Annotated in this window: 9 protein-coding genes; 4 read left to right on the plus strand and 5 right to left on the minus strand. The window is 74.0% G+C overall.

Annotation, left to right across the window (positions count from 1 at the left end; all coding sequences use genetic code 11):
• Window positions 1–9: 9 nt before the first annotated feature.
• The gene (locus tag C9F11_RS17350; protein WP_138960152.1) at window positions 10–3255 is read right to left on the minus strand and encodes a DUF11 domain-containing protein; all 3246 of its coding nucleotides are present in this window, start codon (window positions 3253–3255) and stop codon (window positions 10–12) included.
• Between the two features lie 134 nt (window positions 3256–3389).
• Entirely contained in the window at window positions 3390–6080 is a 2691-nt protein-coding gene (gene ppc, locus C9F11_RS17355) for a phosphoenolpyruvate carboxylase (protein ID WP_138966609.1), read from the minus strand.
• Between the two features lie 382 nt (window positions 6081–6462).
• Between ppc and C9F11_RS17360 the strand changes: the two genes are divergently transcribed.
• Window positions 6463–7476, plus strand: a complete 1014-nt coding sequence (locus tag C9F11_RS17360) for a fatty acid desaturase (protein WP_138960153.1) — start codon at window positions 6463–6465, stop codon at window positions 7474–7476.
• Window positions 7476–8192 carry a TetR/AcrR family transcriptional regulator gene (locus C9F11_RS17365; RefSeq protein WP_171076094.1) on the plus strand — a complete coding sequence of 239 codons (717 nt, stop codon included), beginning with the start codon at window positions 7476–7478 and terminating at the stop codon, window positions 8190–8192. Before C9F11_RS17360 ends, C9F11_RS17365 begins: the two co-directional genes overlap by 1 nt.
• A 2822-nt stretch (window positions 8193–11014) precedes the next feature.
• Here the strand turns inward: C9F11_RS17365 and C9F11_RS17370 are convergent.
• Window positions 11015–11383, minus strand: coding sequence for a VOC family protein (locus C9F11_RS17370; protein WP_138960155.1), 369 nt, complete (start codon window positions 11381–11383; stop codon window positions 11015–11017).
• Window positions 11383–12228: a trans-aconitate 2-methyltransferase gene (locus C9F11_RS17375; protein WP_138960156.1), complete on the minus strand. Its 846-nt coding sequence runs from the start codon at window positions 12226–12228 to the stop codon at window positions 11383–11385. The genes C9F11_RS17370 and C9F11_RS17375 overlap by 1 nt, the downstream gene beginning before the upstream one ends.
• Window positions 12229–12592: 364 nt before the next feature.
• Here C9F11_RS17375 and tamR point away from each other — a divergent pair, with 364 nt between their 5' ends.
• A complete protein-coding gene (gene tamR, locus C9F11_RS17380; RefSeq protein ID WP_138960157.1) occupies window positions 12593–13090 on the plus strand; it encodes a MarR family transcriptional regulator TamR in 498 nt (165 codons plus the stop codon).
• On the opposite strand, the gene C9F11_RS17385 is transcribed toward tamR, so the two are convergent.
• The gene (locus C9F11_RS17385; RefSeq protein ID WP_138960158.1) at window positions 13049–13828 is read right to left on the minus strand and encodes a response regulator transcription factor; all 780 of its coding nucleotides are present in this window, start codon (window positions 13826–13828) and stop codon (window positions 13049–13051) included. The two genes, tamR and C9F11_RS17385, sit on opposite strands and share 42 nt — an antisense overlap.
• 235 nt (window positions 13829–14063) lie before the next feature.
• Here C9F11_RS17385 and C9F11_RS17390 point away from each other — a divergent pair, with 235 nt between their 5' ends.
• Window positions 14064–14519, plus strand: a complete 456-nt coding sequence (locus C9F11_RS17390; RefSeq protein ID WP_138960159.1) for a GNAT family N-acetyltransferase — start codon at window positions 14064–14066, stop codon at window positions 14517–14519.
• Window positions 14520–14650 lie beyond the last annotated feature (131 nt).

Genomic DNA, 14650 nt, shown 5'->3' on the forward strand with positions numbered 1-14650 from the left:
GGGCTCAGCTCACAGGTGGCCCTGTTCCTCCCGGCGCCTGCGAGCGATCGCCGCGAGCAGCGCACCTGCCGCGAGCAGCGCCGCCGCGATCCCGGAGGCCAGCCACGCTCCCCCGGACCCGGTGTCCGGCAGCGTCGGCGGCCGGGTCGACTCCGAGGGCGAGGGCGAGTGCGACGGAGAGTCCGAGGGCGACGGGGACGGGGACGGGGAGTCAGACGGAGACGGGGAGGGGGACGGGGAGTCAGACGGCGAAGGCGAGGGCGAAGGCGAGTCAGACGGGGACGGGGACGGGGAAGGCGAGTCCGACGGCGACGGCGACGGGGAATCCGACGGAGACGGCGACGGCGACGGGGAGTCAGACGGCGACGGCGACGGCGACGGGGAATCCGACGGGGACGGCGACGGCGAAGGCGAGTCCGACGGCGAAGGCGACGGCGACGGCGACGGGGAATCCGACGGCGAAGGCGAAGGCGACGGGGAATCCGACGGCGAAGGCGACGGCGACGGCGACGGGGAATCCGACGGCGAAGGCGAAGGCGACGGCGAGTCCGACGGGGACGGAGAGGGCGACGGGGACGGGGAATCCGACGGGGAGGGGGACGGGGACGGGGATGGGGACGGTTGGACCTCGTCGACGACCCAGGGGGCCTCGGTGGCCAGGAGGCCCCGCGTGGAGCCGTCCGGCTGGCGGCGGTCGCCCGAGATGGCGATCTTGTTCCAGGTGCGTTCCCCGCCCTCGAACGGCTCCCCGTCCGGGGAGCGCTCCGGCACCTCCATCAGCCAGCGCAGCGTATAGCGCTCACCGGCGGAGAACACGTGCCCGTCGAAGTCGAAGCGGATGGAGCGGATCCGGCTCCAGTCGGTGACGTCGTCGGCGGGGACGAAGGAGGGGTCGGTCTCGCCCTCGCACTGGAAGGGCGCGCTCTTGTCGGGGGTGTTGTCCATCTCGGGGCGGCAGGGGTCGGGTTCCTCGGAGTAGGTGATGGTCACGGGGGCGCCGCCCGCGCCGATGGGTCCGGTGAGGGTGGGGCGCCACTGGCTGGTCACGTCGTCCTCGTAGCGGCCGCTGGTGACGCCGTAGGTGCCGGGTGCGGGCAGCAGGTCGTAGGCGACGACGTTGGTGAGGTCGGTGTTGCCCATGTTGCCGAGGACGGTGCGGTATTCGACGGTGCCGCCGATGGTGGACCGGCCGACCTCGTCCTCCTTGCCGGGGACCTCCGCGGAGCCCTTGAAGGCGTCGTCCTCGTCGCCCTTGACCTCTTTGGTGACGAACAGGGCGGAGGATTCGGCGATGGCGAAGTCGTCGGTGGCCTCGGCGACGTTCTCGGTGGTGTCGCCGTCGCCGTCGATGTCGTGGGTGTCGGTCCTGCGGGTGTTGATGGGCCGCTCGGCGTCGTAGAGCCCGGCGCGGTTGCCCGCGTAGTCGGCGCTGTCGGGCGAGCCGCCGTAGGTGCCGCTGGCGACGCCGGGTTCGACGGTGGTGCGGAACTCGTACGTGCAGGAGGAGTCGTCGGCGGGGATCTCGGCGCCGGGTGCGGCGGTGAGTTCGACGCGGGTGCGGCCGTCGGGGCCTTCGGAGACGGTCTCGGTGAAGCGGTCGGCGGCGGGGCAGTAGTCGGGCTGGCCGTCGGCGAGGGTCCAGGAGCCCTTGTCGTAGGCGAGCTGGCGGGGGACGAGGTCGACGAAGCGGGGGCGCAGCGGGGAGGAGCCGGTGCGGTAGCGGTCGTTGCGGAGGGTGACGGTCCAGGTGTGGCTGCCGCCGGGGCCGACGGGGGTGGGGTCGGTGGACTTGGTCAGCTCGGGCTGGGAGACCTCGGGTTCGATGTGGAAGCTGGTGCAGGACTCCTCGTCGGCGGTGCCCGCGGCGCCGGTGAGGTTCAGGCGGGCGCAGTTGTCGACGTCGCCGCTGCCGCCGGGGAGTCCGCTGCCGTCGGCGCTGCCGCCGATCTGGGCGATGAGGCTGGTGCCCGCGGCGAGGCCGGGGACGTCGACGCGTACGGACACGAGGTCGCCGAGGCGGCTCAGGTCGATGGTCTGGCCGCTGGGGGTGATGGTCTCGGTGGTGCCGTCGCGGCGGGTGACGGTGACGGTCCAGTCGCCGGTGTAGGCGCCGCCGGAGGGGGTGGAGAGGCTGAGGGTCTGGGGGGTGAAGCCGGTGGGGAGGGTGTCGCCGAGGCGGGCGTCGGCGGGGTCGGTTCCGGTGTTGGCGAAGCGCAGGACGTAGGAGACACGCTGGCCGTCGGCGGCGAGGGGGGTGTCGACGGATTTGTCGAGGGTGCCGGAGACTTCGCCGCCGCCGGTGCCGACGACGGTGTCGGCCGTGTCGGACTTGGTGATCTCTTCGGTGCCGGGGCCGAAGGGGTCGCCGCTGATGGTGGCGGTGTCGGTGAGGGTGGTGCCGTCGGCGACTCCGTCGCGTACCTTGACCCGGATTTCGTGGACGACGCCGTAGGGGTAGGTCTTGACCTGGGCGAGCTGGTCGCCGGGGCGGTCGGGTTCGGTGTCGACGGGCCAGCTGATGGTGCGGGTGGCGGGGTCGTAGGTGTATCCGGCGGGGGTGGCGTCGACGAGGTCGACGCCTTCGGGGAGTACGTCGGTGAGGACGGCGTTCTCCAGGGCGAGGTTGCCGCGGGGGCGGTTGGCGTTGCGCGGGTCGTTGGTGGCGGTGACCTTGTAGGTGATGGTCTCGCCGGGGCGGGCGCGGGAGGGGCCTTCCTTGCGGACGGCCGGGTTGGGTTCGGCGGTGACGGTGACGACGGCGTCGTCGGTGCTGGGGGTGCCGTCGCCGTTGGTGGCGGTCGCGGACATGGTCGCGCGCTGGTCGCCGGGGGGTGTCCAGTAGTCCTCGGTGGGCCAGCTGACGGTGAGCTGTGAGCTCTGGCCGCTGGCGATGGAGCTGTAGGTGACGGTGACGCTGCCGTCGTCGTGGGCGGTGACGCCGGTGATGCCGGGCGGGTACGGCTGGGAGATCACGCCTTTGCCGGAGGCGCCGGGCGGCGGGGTGAAGGTGACGGTCACCGACTGGCAGTCTCCGGGGATGGAGCACTGGATGAAGCCGTTGTAGGTGACGTGGTCGCCGGACGGCACCGGCGTGGTGCCGGGGTCGAGGCGGACGCTCATGCGGGCGTCGGCGCGGGCCGCGCTGTCGTGGGGGGCGAGGGCGAGCGCCGCGAGGGCGGTGAGCAGGACGGCCACCGCGGCGCCGAGCGCGCGACGGTACCGGTGGGCGAGGAGGACCACAGCACTTCCGACCACGAGGGGACCTGAGGACGGGTCAACTGTGGGGCGGCCGGGTCCGCTCTCACCGCTACGACAAGGCGTTAAGCGCACTTTTCACCTGAAAGGCCCCGAACCGCACCGGTTCGGGGCCTTTTGGTCGTGCGGTGGGGTCAGCCGGTGTTGCGCAGTCCGGCGGCGACGCCGTTGACGGTGAGCAGCAGGGCGCGGGCGAGCAGCGGGTCGGCTTCGCCGCCGTCGGCGGCCGCTTCGCGCTGGCGCTTGAGGAGGGCGACCTGGAGGTAGGAGATCGGGTCGAGGTAGGCGTCGCGGATGGCGAAGGTCTGGCGGAGCACGGGCTGGGCGTCGAGGAGTTCGTTCTCGCCGGTGACGCGGAGGACTTCGCGGACGGTCAGCTCGTGTTCGGCCTCGATGGTGGCGAAGACGTGCTTGAGGTCGTCGGGCACGAGGGAGTCGACGTAGTGCCGGGCGATCCTGAGGTCGGTCTTGGCCAGGGTCATCTCGACGTTGGAGATGAAGTTGCGGAAGAAGTGCCAGTGCTCGTGCATCTCTTCCAGGACGGTGTCCAGGCCCGCTTCGCGCAGGGCCTTGAGGCCGGAGCCGACGCCGAACCAGCCGGGCACGATCTGCCGCGACTGGGTCCAGCCGAAGACCCAGGGGATGGCGCGCAGGCCGTCGAGCGAGACGCCGGAGCCGGGGCGGCGGGAGGGCCGGGAGCCCAGGTGCAGGTCGGCGAGCTGGTCGACCGGGGTGGAGGCGAGGAAGTAGGTCGGCAGGTCCGGGTCCTCGACCAGCTTGCGGTAGGCGGCGTGGGCGGCGTCGGAGACGACGTCCATGGCGGCGTCCCAGCGGGCGAGGGCCTCGTCGGACTGGCGCGGGGCGGTGTGCAGGGCGGAGGCCTGGAGGGTGGCGGCCACGGTGAGTTCCAGGTTCTCGCGGGCGAGCGAGGGCACCAGGTACTTGTCGGAGATGACTTCGCCCTGCTCGGTGACCTTGATCTCGCCTTCGAGGGTGCCCCAGGGCTGGGCGAGGATGGCGTCGTGCGAGGGGCCGCCGCCGCGGCCGACGGTGCCGCCGCGGCCGTGGAAGAGGCGCAGGCGCACGCCGTAGCGGTGGGCGACGTCGCGCAGGCGGCGCTGGGCGCGGTGGATCTCCCACTGGCTGGTGGTGATGCCGCCGAACTTGGAGGAGTCGGAGTACCCGAGCATGACCTCCTGGACGTCGCCGCGGAGCGCGACGAGCCTGCGGTACGAGGGGTCGGCGAGCATCTCGTCGAGGATGACGTCGGCGGCGCGCAGCTCGTCGGTGGTCTCCAGGAGCGGCACGATGCCGATCTTGGCCCAGCCGGCGTGCAGGTCGAGCAGGCCGGCCTCGCGGGCGAGGACGGCGGCGGCGAAGACGTCGTCGGCGCCCTGGCACATGGAGATGATGTACGACTCGATGACCTCGGGGCCGAAGACCTCCAGGGCCTTCCGCACGGTCTCGAAGACGCCGAGGGTCTTGTGCCCGGCGGCGTCGAGGGGGGCCGGGGACGGCGCGAGCGGGCGGCGCGACCTGAGCTCCTTGGCGAGCAGCTTCTGCCGGTACTCGCGGGGCATGTCGGCGTAGCGCCAGGACTCCTCGCCGAGCCGGTCGAAGAGCTGGCCGAGGGCGTGGTGGTGGGCGTCGGCGTGTTCGCGTACGTCCATGGTGGCGAGCTGGAGGCCGAAGGCGGCGAGGGTGCGGATGGTGCGGTTCATGCGGCCGTCGGCGAAGAGGGCGCCCTTGTGGGCGCGCAGCGACGTCTGGATGAGCGTGAGGTCGTGCAGGAGCTCGGTGGTGCCCAGGTAGTCGCGGCCGGGTTCGTGCGCGGTGCCCTTGGCCAGGCGCTGCTTGGTGTTCTCCAGCTTCTGGCGGACGCAGGTGGCCTTGAGGCGGTAGGGCTCCTCGGCGTTGAGGCGCTTGTAGCGGGGGCTGATCTCGGGCAGGCGCTCCAGGTCGGCCTGGAGGGAGGCGAGGAGCTCCTCGGTGGCGCCGGTGTAGCGGATGGAGTTCGACAGGAAGCTGCGGAGTTCGTCGATGGTGTCGAGGGCGTCGTTGATGCCGTGCTCGTGCTGGAGGATCAGGACGTCCCAGGTGACCTCGGGCGTCACGTTGGGGTTGCCGTCGCGGTCGCCGCCGATCCAGGTGCCGAAGGTCAGCGGGCGGGTGCCTTCGGGCAGCTGGACGCCGACGCGCTCCAGTTCGGCGGTGAGGTCCTCCAGGACGTCGCCGACGGCTCCGGCGTGCAGTTCGTCGAGGTAGTAGATGGCGTTGCGGGCCTCGTCGGCGGGCTCGGGGCGGACCACGCGCAGTTCGTCGGTCTGCCAGACGAGGTCGATGTTCTCGGCGAGGCGGATGTCGTGGCGGCGCCGGTCGGAGGGGATGACCGGGGTTTCCAGGAGTTCGGCGACGCGGCGCAGCTTGTTGAGGACGGAGCGGCGGGCGGCCTCGGTGGGGTGGGCGGTGAAGACCGGACGCACGTTGAGGTGCTCGACGGTCTGGCGCAGGTGCTCGGGGTCGGCGTCCTTGAGCCGGTCCGCGGTGCGGGCGAGCAGGCCGCCCTCGGCGGCGCGGCGGGCGCGGAGCTCACGGCCGCGGTGCACCTGCTCGGTGACGTTCGCGAGGTGGAAGTAGGTGGAGAAGGCCCGTACCAGCTTGGCGGCGGTCTCCAGCTCGGTGCCGCCGAGCAGCTTGGCGGCGGCCTCGCCGTCCTCGCGGGTCAGGCGGCGGACCTTCTCGACGAGGTCGAGGAGCTCGGGGCCTTCCTGGCGGACGAGGGTCTCGCCGAGGAGGTCGCCGAGGCGGCGGATGTCGGCGCGCAGCTCGCTGGTGGCCGTGGCCGTCGCGGTGCTCGCGGCGGCCTGCGGGGCGGTCTGGTCGTCGGCACTGCTCACAGGTGCGGCTCCTTGCGGTGAATCCCGGCCCCGCGGGGCGCTGGGAGACGGTGGGCACGTCTGGGAGGGGTCCCGGTGGGTGAACCGGGGGAGATAACAGAGCGGACCGCGCTGTCCGACCGATCCAAGGATAGGTGTCGATGCGTTCCGGCTGTCTCGCGGCCTCTTGCCGCCGGGCCGCGCGCTGCGATACTTACGTGCCCGTAGGTTACGGTCCCGTAGGCGCGGCATGCGCCGGCCGCGGCGCGGGCACTCGCTCTCATGGCACATGGCCTGCGCACACACCCTCGACCCCCCAGGGGAACGCCCAATGACCACAAGCCCCGATGTCATCGAAGAATCTCAGGGGGCGCCGAGCGGCGCCCCGCTCCCGTCCGCGACGCTGGGCGGCGAGCAGAAGGGTTCCCTGGAGCAGATCACGCTGCTCCTGTTCATCGCCGTCCCCTTTGTCGCCCTGGTCGCGGCGGTGCCGCTGGCCTGGGGCTGGGGGGTGAGCTGGCTCGATCTGGGTCTGCTCGTCTTCATGTACTTCGTGGGCTGTCACGGCATCACGATCGGTTTCCACCGGTACTTCACGCACGGCTCGTTCAAGGCCAAGCGTCCGCTGCGGATCGCCCTCGCGGTGATGGGTTCGCTCGCGGTCGAGGGCCCGCTGGTGCGCTGGGTGGCCGACCACCGCAAGCACCACAAGTTCTCCGACGCGGAGGGCGACCCGCACTCCCCGTGGCGGTACGGCGAGACGGTGCCCGCCCTGATGAAGGGCCTGTGGTGGGCACACATCGGCTGGCTGTTCGACCAGGAGCAGACGTCTCAGGAGAAGTACGCGCCGGATCTGATCAAGGACCCGGCGATCCGGGCCGTCTCGCGTCAGTTCGTTCTGTGGACGCTCGTGTCGCTGCTCTTCCCGCCGCTGGTCGGCGGTCTGGTGACGATGTCGTGGTGGGGCGCGGTCACGGCGTTCTTCTGGGGCTCACTCGTCCGGGTGTCGCTGCTCCACCATGTGACGTGGTCCATCAACTCCATCTGCCACGCGGTGGGCAAGCGGCCCTTCAAGTCCCGTGACCGCTCGGGGAACGTGTGGTGGCTGGCCGTCCTCTCCTGCGGCGAGTCCTGGCACAACCTGCACCACGCCGACCCGACGTCCGCGCGGCACGGTGTGATGCGGGGGCAGATCGACTCCTCGGCGCGCCTGATCCGCTGGTTCGAACAGTTCGGCTGGGCGTACGACGTGCGGTGGCCGTCGCGGTCCCGGATCGACGCGCGCCGCAAGCCGGCCGACGCGATCGATGCCCCTGGCAACCGTCGGGCCGCTGACGCGGCATGATGGAACACGTGGCGACCGACTCCAGCACTCCGGGCACGAAGGGCTCCTCCCGGGCCCCGAAGAGCCCGTCGAATTCGAACAACGACAAGCCCCGGCGTACCCGCCGGACCCGTATGACCGGCGCCGAGCGCCGCGAACAGCTGCTGGACATCGGCCGCACCCTGTTTGCCGCCAAGGGCTTCGAAGGCACCTCCGTCGAGGAGATCGCGGCGAAGGCCGGCGTCTCCAAGCCGGTCGTGTACGAGCACTTCGGCGGCAAGGAGGGCCTGTACGCGGTGGTCGTGGACCGCGAGATGCGGCAGCTCCTCGGCATGGTGACGGGGTCCCTGACCGCCGGGCATCCGCGGGAGCTGTGCGAGCAGGCGGCCTTCGCCCTCCTCGACTACATCGAGGAGTACACGGACGGCTTCCGCATCCTGGTCCGCGACTCCCCCATCCCCCAGTCCACGGGCTCCTTCGCCTCGCTGATCTCCGACATCGCGACGCAGGTCGAGGACATCCTCGGGCAGGAGTTCAAGACCCGCGGCTTCGATCCGAAGCTGGCGCCGCTGTACGCGCAGGCGCTGGTCGGCAGCGTGGCCCTGACCGGGCAGTGGTGGCTGGACGTGCGCAAGCCCAAGAAGGCGGAGGTGGCCGCGCACCTGGTCAACCTGGCCTGGCACGGGCTGGACGGGCTGGAGCCGAAGCCGCGGCTGATAGGCCACCGCAAGGCCTGACGACGGTTCGCGAGCCCCCCACCGCTACCGCGGCGGGGGCGTCTCCCACCCGCCCGGCGGGGCCTCTCCCACCTGCCCGGCGGGGGCGTCTCCCACCTGCACGGCGGCGGCCTCCCCCGCCCGCCCGGCGCAGGCCTCCCCCGCCCGCCCAGCGCAGGCCTCCCCCGCCCACCCAGCGGGGCCTTTCCACCCACCCGCCCGAGGCTCCCCGCCTTGCGAGGCCGGGCCCTGACGCGGAGCACCACCCCCGAGGCCGCGATCCCGCAGCTGACGCGCGCGGTTCCCTTCCCACCCACCCACCCGAAACTTTCGGCCTTGCGAGGCCGGGCCCCGACGCGCAGTGCCGCCCCCCAGGCCACGGTCCTGCGGCTAACGCGGCGGTTCCTTCCCCGCCCACCCGCCCGAAACGCCCCCGCCTTGCCAGGCCGGGCCCCGACGCGCAGCGCCACCCCCGAGCCCACGGCCACCGCAGCGGTCCCCTCTCCCACCCACCCGCCCGAAACTCCCTGGCCCACAGCGCGGGACGCCTGCCGTCGGTGCCCCACGCTGGCGCCCCGGTGACACGGGGCTTGCGCTGCGCGCCCCCGGGCGGTCCCACCCACCCGCCCCCACCGGGGCCGGGCTCTCCCAACGGGAACGCCCCGCCCTTGCGAGCCCACCGTCTCAGCGCGGGGCGCTACCGCGGCGGACGGCTTCCCACCCGCCCACCCGAATCCCCCCGGCTTCGCGGGCTCGGCCCCGACGCGGAGCGCATACGGCCCCCACCCGGGGTGGGGGCGGGCGGCGGGACCGCCCCGCCCTTGCACGGCCCGACCCGACGCACAGCACTTACGGGTAACACCGCCAGACCTCCACCCCAGGCCGGGGCAGGAGGCGGGCCCCGGCATTGCACGACTCGGCCCCAACACGCAGCGCTCACGGGTAACACCGCCAGACCTCCACCCCAGGCCGGGGCAGGAGGCGGGACCCGGCATTGCACGACTCGGCCCCAACACGCAGCGCTTACGGGTGACGCCCCCAGACCCCACCTCAGGCGGGGGCAGGACGCAGGACGCACCCCCGCCCTTGCACGGCCCGGCCCGACGCACAGCGCTCACGGGTGACACCGCCAGACCTCCACCCCAGGCGGGGGCAGGAGGCGGGGCCACCCCGCGGCATTGCACGGCCCGGCCTCGACACGCAGCGCTACGGGTGGCGCCCCCAGAGCCCACCCCGGGCCGGGGGGGGGCGGGCGGCGGGACCGCCCCGGCTTTCCACGGCCGGGCCCCGACGCGGAACGCATGCCGCTGACGCCCCTCCAACCTCCGTCCCAGGCTGTGCACGGCCTGCCTCCGGTACGGGGCGCTTGCCGCTGGCGCCCCCAGACCCCACCTCAGGCGGGGGCGGGAGACGGGCCCCCGGCATTGCACGGCCCGGCCCGACACGCAGCGCTTGCGGATGGCGCCACAGCCCCCCCACCCCGGGCCGGGGGGGGCGGGCCCCGGCGTTGCACGGCCGGGCCCCTCCACAGCGTGCTTGCGGGTGGCACCCCCAGGCCCCCGCCCGGGGCGGGGGGCAAGCGGGCTGCGAGACGCCCCCCGGCATGGGGCAGCCCGGCCCGACGCGAAGCGCATGCCGCTGACGCGCCATCCCCCAGCCCGGCGGCACCGGGCCGCGCTGCGCGCCACCGGGGCAGGCCCACCCGCCCACCTCACCTGGCCGAACTCCCCGGGCGGGACCACCCTCGACGTGCGAAGCCCGGCCCCGGCGCGGAGGGCTGCCCCCGCAGACGTCTCCCACCCAGCTCAACTCCGCCGACCCGGCCCCGACGCGGAACCCTTGCCGGTGATGCCCCACAGCCCCCGGCCCGGGCTGCTCAAGCCCCATGCGGGCGCTCGCGGTCGGTGACCCATCGACCCCACCCCGGGTGGGGGCGGGCGGTGGGACCATCCCCCGCCCTGGGCGGCCCGGCCTCGGCAAAGGCGCTTGCGGTCGGCGCCCCCAGCGGCACCGCCCCGGGTGGGGGCGGGTGGCGGGACTGTCCCCGGCCTCGGGCGACCCGGCCTCCGCGGAAGCGCTCGCGGGTGGCGCCCTTCACCACCGCCCTGGCCCGGGCGAAGGGCGGGGCGGGACCACCCCGGCGCACCGGTGGTGCCCATGGACTCCCGGCCTGGGTGGGGGCGGCGGGAGGGCTCCCCCCCCCGGCTCTACCCGGCTTGGCCCCGGCGAAGGCGCGGGCAGTGCGAGGCTGCCCCCGGCTCCACGCGACTTGGCCCCGCCGAAGGGGCGGGCGGCGGTCCCCCACGGAACTCGTACCGGGCGGGGCGGGTGGCGGGGCCGTCCTGGTCCGGCGAAGCCTGACTCCGGCGTGGGGTGAGGGGCCTACGGGCCGGGCCCCTGACCGCCAGGTACCGCCCCGGCGGCGCGCAGCGCAGCCCCGTGTCGCCGAGGCCGCGGGCGAGCACCCCGCCTCGGGGCCCCGCGGCCGGGCGGTGAGGCGGCCCCCTCGGCGGAGCCCATGCCCGGACCGTGGGGCGGCGAGCGGGGAGCCCTCCTCGCTGGGGCCCATGCCCAGGCCCTGGGGCGGCGACCGAAGAGCGCCCTTCGGTGAAGCCCAGGCCCGAGCCGTGGGGCGGCGGGCAGGACCGACCCTCGGTAGAGCCCATGCCCGGACCGTGGGGCGGCGGGCGGGGAGCGCCCCTCGGCGGAGCCCGCGCGCGGGCCCTGGGGCGGCGGGCGGGGAGCGCTCCTCGGTAGAGCCCGCGCCGGAGCCCTGGGGCGGCGACCGGCGCTCCTCGGTGGGGCCAGCCGCGGGGGCACGGTCCGAGGGCCCCGGGTGGGGCTCAGGCCCGGGCGGACGGTTCCAGGAACTCCAGGCGGTTGCCTGCCGGGTCGTGGGCGTAGAAGCGGCGGTGGCCAGGGAGCGCGTCGTCCCAGACGACGCCGACCCCGTGGGCCACGAGCCGCGCGGCGTACGCGTCGATGCCGACGACCCGCAGCCCGGGATGGGCCTTGCGTGCGGGCCGGAAGCCGTCCTCGATCCCGAGGTGGAGCTGGACGGCCCCCGCCCGGAACCAGCAGCCGCCGCGCGCCGCGAGCCCCGGCGGCTTGGGCACCTCCTCCATCCCGAGGGCGTCCGCGTAGAAGGCGCGCAGGGACGGTTCGCTGCCGGGCGGCGCGGCCAGCTGTACGTGGTCGAGGGCGGTCAGCATCACACCGCCTCCTCGGCCCCGGCCTTGCGGGCCACCGCGAAGAGGCGGCGGAAGGGGAAGACCGTGCCGTGGTCCCGCCGGGGGTAGGCCGCGCGCAGCAGGGCCCCGTACTCGTCGAGGAAGTCCCCGGTGGCCCGGGGGTCGTCGGCGAGGGCCGTGAGGACGGGCCGGAGTCCGGTGCCCTTGACCCAGTCGAGGACCGCGTCCTGACCGGGCAGGACCTGGAGGTAGGTGGTCTCCCAGACGTCGGCGGCGCAGCCGAGCCCGCTGAGGAGGTCGAGGTAGGCGGCGGGTTCGAGGACCGCGTCCGCGTGGCGCAGGCGCCCGGCGAGGCGTGTGCGCCAGCGCGGCGCCGCCGCCAGGTCCCGCATCAGCGCGTGGCTGGGCGCGTCGAAGTTGGCCGGGACCTGGAAGGCGAAGGTGCCGCCGGGCGCGAGGGCGTGGATCCAGGCGGCGAAGGAGTCGGCGTGCCCGGGCACCCACTGGAAGGTGGCGTTGGACAGGATCAGGTCGTACGGCTCCGGCGGCGCCCACCGGGCGAGGTCGGCGTGGGCGAAGTCCACGCGGCCCCCGCCGGGCGTGGCCCCGGCGTGGTCGGCGGCGCGCTCCAGCATCTCGGGCGAGTTGTCGTAGCCGGTGATGTGGGCGCGGGGCCAGCGTTCGGCGATGAGCGCGGTGGAGTTGCCGGGCCCGCAGCCGAGGTCGGCGATGCGCGGGGGCCGCCCGTCGGCGGGCGCGCTCACGTGGGCGAGCAGATCGGTGAGGGCGCGATTGCGGTGGCCCGCGTGGCGCAGGTACTGGTTCGGGTCCCAGGTGGGGGACGCGGGAGACGGCGTGGACGGCATGAGGGGGCTCCTCTGCGGCGCACGGGCGCGTGCGTACGGCGATCGCGTGCGTACAGCGGTCGCGTGCGTACAGCGATCACGTGCTTACAGCGATCGCGTGCGTACGACGGTCGCGTGCGTACGGCGATGACGTAGGGGCGCGGGTGCGGACGGGCGGGGCCGTACGGGAGGGGCGCGGCGGCGGGCGTCCGCGCGCGGCCCGGGGTGTGCGCGGCGCGTGGCGCGCACACCCCGGGCGTGCGGATGCACGCCGTACGGCCACCCCGTGCGGACTGGGCGTGCCGATCGGTCCTCGCCATCCTCACCCCCCAACTATCTTGACGTCAAGAGACTTCATGTCGACAGACCCCCTACACTGATCGTCATGGAGGACGAGGTCGACCGGCTGGTCGCTGCATGGCGTCGGGAGCGCCCTGACCTCGACGTGGAACCGCTCGAGGTGCTGAGCCGCGTGAGCAGGCTGGCGCGCCATCTCGACCGGGCACGTCGGCTGGCGTTCTCCGAGCACGAGCTGGAGCCCTGGGAGTTCGACGTACTGACGTCGCTCAGACGCGCGGGCGCCCCCTATCAGCTGTCCCCGGGCCAGCTCCTCACCCAGACCCTGGTGACCTCGGGCACGATGACGAACCGCATCGACCGGCTCGCCAAGAAGGGGCTCGTGGAGCGCCTGCCCGATCCGAGCGACCGCCGTGGCGTGCTCGTGCGGCTCACTGATGAGGGCCGCGACCGCGCCGACCAGGCCCTCGCGGGACTCCTTGAGCAGGAGCGGGCGATCCTCGGCGAGCTTTCGCGCGCCCAGCGCGGTGAACTGGCGGCGCTGCTACGCCAGTTGACCGCCCCGTTCGACAACGTCCCCGGCTAGGTCGACGGGCCCGACCCCGGCCCTGCGGGCGAGGGCGACGGCGGCGAGCGTGGAGTGCACGCCGAGTTTGCCGAGCACGTTCTGCATATGGGTGCGGACGGTGTGCGGGGACAGGAAGAGGCGTTCGGCGACGGCCTTGCGGCCGAGTCCCGCGACCATGCAGCGCAGCACCTCGCGCTCGCGCGGCGTCAGGGACTCCACGAGCCGCTCGGACTCCGTGCGGTGCTTGCGGGCGGCCGTCAGCTCGCGCAGCACGCCGGTGAGCAGGGCGGGCGGCAGATGCGTCTCGTCCCGCAGTACGCCGCGGATGACGGTGAGCAGCCGGGACAGGGAGCAGTCCTTCGCCACCCAGCCCGAGGCCCCGGCCTGGAGCGCGAGCGCGGCGCGGCGGGGGTCGTCCTTCTCCGCGAGGACGACGGTCCGCACGGCGGGCTGCGCCGAACGCACGCCCGTGACCAGGGAGATGCCGTCCACGAGCCCGTCCGCCTGGCCGTCGTGCACCGGCACCGCCGGGCGGGCCGCGCTGTGCAGCACGGGCGCGGTGCCGCCGAGGTCGGCGTCGACGAGCAGCACGTCGTATCTGCGGCCTTCGGCGGCCGCGCGGTCAAGGCAGCGCAGCGCCGCCGGGCCGCTGCCCGCGGCGGACACGTCCACGTCGGGCTCGGCGGCGAGCGCGGCCGCGAGCGACTCGGCGAAGATGCGATGGTCGTCGACGACCAGGACTCGGATACGAACCACGGAAACCCCCACAGGCTGGAGGACGGTGGACCAAGTGCGGATACGGCGCCCGGCATGAGGGAGCGCCACAGCCGCACGGCCGCCGCCGTGCTGTGACTGCCACCCCCAGGCCGGGCGTCGTACCCGACTGTCTCGCCCCCTGAACGGCGCCGGCCCCCACCGGCGCTGTCCTTCAGAGTACGGACGGGGGCCCGGAGCGGAAGTGGATTTGCAGAACTGATTGTCCGGCGCGTTTATGGTGAGCCGTATGTTTCGTATTGAGACGGGAGTCGACAAAGAACGGCTTCGTCTGCTTCGGGCGCGCCTGCGGGCGGCCAATACGGACGCCTCACCCGTGCTGCGGGCGATGCGGGGGACCCCTGCCGAGCGGGAAGTTCCGCTCGGGATCTGGGCGTTGGGGGACGACGACGCGCTGGTCGGGGGCCTGTCCGGGCACACGTGGGCGGGGTGGCTGCACGTGGGCCTGCTCTGGGTCGCGCCGGGCGCGCGGGGCGCGGGCCTCGGCGCGCGGTTGCTCGCGCGGGCGGAGGCGGTGGCCCTGGCGGAGCGGGGCTGTCGCAACTCGCGCCTGGAGACCTGGGACTTCCAGGCCCCCGCGTTCTACGAGAAGCAGGGCTACGCGGTGGTGTGCGCCATCCCCGACTACCCGGAGGGCGTCACGGAGTACACCTTGACGAAGCGCTTGGGCTAGCCCTGCCGGGGGCCTCCCCAATCCCGCCCCTTCCCGAAACTGGGGGCTCCGCCCCCAGACCCCCGCTCCTCAAACGCCGGAGGGGCTGGAATACAGCGCCGTTTTCGGGGGTCCGAGGGGGCGGAGCCCCC

The sequence above is a fragment of the Streptomyces sp. YIM 121038 genome (assembly GCF_006088715.1).
In the GTDB taxonomy this organism is placed as follows: Bacteria; Actinomycetota; Actinomycetes; order Streptomycetales; family Streptomycetaceae; genus Streptomyces.